Annotated in this window: 4 protein-coding genes; all 4 read right to left on the bottom strand. The window is 25.9% G+C overall.

All coding sequences use genetic code 11. From position 1 onward, the window contains the following. A partial coding sequence (locus tag AEQ18_RS15655; RefSeq protein ID WP_160316040.1) for a hypothetical protein occupies positions 1-606 on the bottom strand: 606 nt, incomplete at its 3' end. Further along, entirely contained in the window at positions 596-1813 is a 1218-nt protein-coding gene (locus AEQ18_RS00405; RefSeq protein ID WP_054114392.1) for a lipopolysaccharide biosynthesis protein, read from the bottom strand. The genes AEQ18_RS15655 and AEQ18_RS00405, both read right to left, overlap by 11 nt. Positions 1814-1841: 28 nt before the next feature. Then, positions 1842-3035 (bottom strand): glycosyltransferase family 4 protein, encoded by a 1194-nt coding sequence (locus AEQ18_RS00400; protein WP_235505454.1) that lies wholly within the window; start codon positions 3033-3035, stop codon positions 1842-1844. 267 nt (positions 3036-3302) lie between these two features. Next, positions 3303-4028: an acyltransferase family protein gene (locus tag AEQ18_RS16045; protein ID WP_442855679.1), complete on the bottom strand. Its 726-nt coding sequence runs from the start codon at positions 4026-4028 to the stop codon at positions 3303-3305. Positions 4029-4033: the final 5 nt, after the last annotated feature.

Below are 4033 nucleotides of genomic sequence, written 5' to 3'. Positions count from 1 at the left end.
GGTATATTTACAATAGTACATAAAAATAATATTACTTAAAAATAAAAAGCTTCCAAATTGATTCCGATTTCCGAAAAAACTTTGAAAAGAAATGTCATAACTAGAAATTACTGAACTAAATTTAGAAAATTCTCCTAGGTTCCATAGTATATTAAAAAAGCACGCTAACAAACATAAAAATAAAAATTTACGAAAAAAATAAATTAAAGAATTTCTCTCTATTTTTATCCTCAACATTACAAGAAAAAATATGAAAAAACTTAATTGTGTAGAAATAATATTTAGTATATCTTGCCAATTAGGAGTAATTCCATTGATTGAAAGTGAAAAAACATTTAACAATTGGATAAAAATTATTGTTATCATAAAAATAATTTTACTCACTTTAATGCCATAAAGTTTACTTATGAAAAAGAATAGGTTAGAAAAAGCTATAATATAGCCAATCCCCATCAATATAGATAATAGAGGAATACTTCTAATGAAAATTGAGTAGACCATCAAAGGAATAATCATAATATATATAAAAGAAGATATCTTTTTCCCAAGTAAGACTTTATTATGCTCAAAAATTTTATCTTTCCCATTTAATAAATTAGTCTCCATTTTTGTTTCCTTTCACATTTATTAAGTTTATGTAAAGTTGTATTAGTCTCCCTATACAATTAGCGTATGCGAAACCTATAACCCCCATTGAAGGAGATAACAGAAAAGCGAGTAAAAGAAATATAGAAGCATATAAAAAATTAGATTTTAAAAGAACGGCTGACTTGTTTTTAATTAAAGCAATGGGTTTAAGTATAGAAGTTATTAAGGATGAGGCAGTAGCTATGGAAACAGGAACTAACAAATAAACTATCCCGGAAAAACTAGACGGATATAAAATTAAAACACCTAAAAGGGAAAATAATCCACTTAGAAAGGTGAATACGAATAATCCTATTAAAGTCAATTGTGATAATCTTTTTTCAAAGTGAATTAGATTAGAATGACTTGTCTTTGATATACGGACAAAAAACCAATTTGAAAATGGATTAACTAACATCGAAAGTAATTTTGACATAGAAGTCGCACTATAGTATTGATTCACCGAATTTATACCTACAAGAGGAATTATAGTAAAACGATCCATATACACTGCTAAATTTAGTAATAAAGAGGAAAATGAGATAGTAAAAAAATCTTTCAAAAATACCCCATCTCTAATGCTTCTATTTACTTCAGAATTATTGCTTACAAAAAGGTTATCTCTATTAAACGGGATAAGAATTATTAAAATAATAGAAGCTATAGTCTCTCCAATCAAGAAAATAACCAAAGGATTATCTACAATATCAAAAAATAATATACATATTATTACTGAAAATAAGTATGTGGAATTTGAAAGAAAGATAAACATATATTTTTCAGCAGATCTAAATACTGACATCAAATAAAAACGTAAGATTCCAATCAAAATTATTACAGAGATCAAAACTGTAAAATGCAGAAATTTTTCAAAAAAAATTGAAATCCAAAATATACAGATAGGAAAAACACTTAGGGATAATACACCTAATAAATAAAAATATTTTTTTTCACGGTATATTCTATTATTAGAAATATTCATAATTCTTGTATTCCCCAAATCTTCTCCAATAATAGTTGAAAGTATATTAAATATAGTTAAAAAAACCATATAAAATGAGAAATCGGAATTACTTGAAATTTTAGCCAAAAATGGCATCAAAATAATTTGTTGTGCAAGTATATAGATACCAAATGATCCTATATTTGCTAAAATATCAAAAAGATTTTTTTTTCTTTTAAACATTTATTGTTCTCCGTTCAATTTTAAAAGTCTATATCAAACTATAGATTTTTTCGAGTATTTTCTTATAAGTCATATTTCTATCAAATAATTCTTCACACATTTCTCTATGATTTTTCCCCATTTTGGCACTAATCTCAGGATTATTATAAAAATACAAAATATTGTGTGTTAAGCTCTCAACATTACCTGCTTGAGAACTTAGGCCTGCATTATATTTTTCCAATAAAGAAATATATTCAAAGGAATCTTGTGTACTTACCACTGGTTTGCCAACTACAGCATAATCTGCATGCTTATTTATAATACTTTGAGCTGCTTTAGGAACAATCGGGTTGACTAAGAGATCCGCTTTCGATAATTCAGATAGCATAATATCATAAGCTACTTGTCCATGGAAAATGCAATTTATATTCTTCTTTTTAGCATATTGCTCATACTCATTTTTTTTAGGTCCATCACCGAATACATTAAAAATAATATTATTTACGTTGTGGTACTGCACTATTTCTGATAAAGAATCAATTACTAGTTTAATATCATAACTATGACCTAATGTTCCTGCGTATACCAAGTTGAATATATCATTCTCCATGAATTTTTCTGAACCAATATTTGAAAGTACTTCATCTACATAGGGTAAATCAATTCCAATGAATACAGTTTGACACTTTTCATAATGCCTAAACTTATTGATAATTGAGGAATATGATGCTGATACAGAAAACGCGCTATCTGCATTACTATAGATAAATCTGCTGTTTCTTTTCATTGGATTAAATAAAATACTTGATAAAAACTTTGGTCTGGAAATAACCATATTAAATGCTTCTGGCCACAAATCTAAAACATCAATAATTACTTTAATATTCCGTTTTTTAGCTAACTTTATAATTGACTTTCCTAAACCAATAGGAGGCACAAATAAATATATTAAATCTACATTTTGCTTGTTTCTCAAATAATTTAAAACATTATCTTCAAACTTTTTATGTGCAATTATTCTTTTTAGGCTAATATTCTTATCATATTTTCTTTCATCGATTAACGTTACTTTATAGTCTAAAACATCTTTAAAATGTCTAAAATCTTTATCCCTATGATAAAATTTAGAAGTTATTAGCTCGACTTTTAGATCATGCTCTTTACTTAACATTTCAATAATAGTATTGTACCTACTACTTTTTTTTTCTGAAGGAAAATGCCAATAGTTAGAAATAATCATGATGTTTTTCAATGTAAATAAACTTCCTTTCGAATAATAATTCTCTTTTATAATTTATTAAAACTCAGAGAAAGGAGAAACATATTAGTTCGTGACTAATCAAATAAAGTTAAATCCAAATGGTTTGCGCATCTTTATACATAGCATTTAATTAATAACATTAACAAAAGTCTACGAGATTCTAAAATGCTATATATCTTAGTTTATCATTATTTTATATAGTGATAAACTATATAATACTTGATATACCCTTTAGGCTTATAATTTCTAAGTAATTTTTTTTCTAGAGATAAAATACTTACTGTACAAATAAATTAGGAGTATCGGACCCAAAAAACCTGTAAATATCATGCAAATTATAATATAATTGTGAGGCAAATTAAATCGAAGTAATATTTCTCTGGTAAATAACATAATTGGCCAATGCAATAAATAAATTAGAAATGAGTTTCTTGCAAGCCAGTCAATCTTCAAGTTTGTGATTCTTACTTTGGTAGGAATCATATATAAAACATAAATAATGGACAAAGAACAAATTATTTTGACAAAATTAGAATCATTAACATATAAATATATCGCTGATAAAGCGAATGCAATTAAAATTAAAAATTTAAACCATTTATCCAAGAAAATAAAAATTAGTTTATTATATCTATAAGTCAGCATTCCGATCCAGAAAAAAATTAAATTTTTCATCAAATCTGAAATAGTCAAAAAGTAGATATTAATCGGAAAGATACTCATTATTATAAAAAAAGTAGAAATAAACCAGTAGCTATGTGGCTTAGAAAGAAAAAATTTCCAGATAGGTTGTAAAGTAAATACTATGAATAAACAAAATAAAAACCACGTATGTCCCCAAACGTTTAAACGTGGAGTAAAGAAAATACCTAATATTTCTATAAGTGAAAAATTTATGGAATCGTTTATGACGCTTCCATATAATATTTTCGGTAGAAGGAAAATTAAGTTAATAAAAAAGTAGGGTAGTATTAGTT

It is taken from the genome of Enterococcus sp. RIT-PI-f (assembly GCF_001297065.1).
Classification (GTDB): Bacteria; Bacillota; Bacilli; order Lactobacillales; family Enterococcaceae; genus Enterococcus_D.
Note: the sequence above shows the minus strand (reverse complement) of the source record. Positions and strands in the feature narration are given on the sequence as shown.

Bases quoted from the DNA above. Each gene is read 5' to 3' on its own strand.
- AEQ18_RS00405 (WP_054114392.1), bottom strand. From the start codon at position 1,813: ATGTTTAAAAGAAAAAAAAATCTTTTTGATATTTTAGCAAATATAGGA.
- AEQ18_RS00400 (WP_235505454.1), bottom strand. From the start codon at position 3,035: ATGATTATTTCTAACTATTGGCATTTTCCTTCAGAAAAAAAAAGTAGT.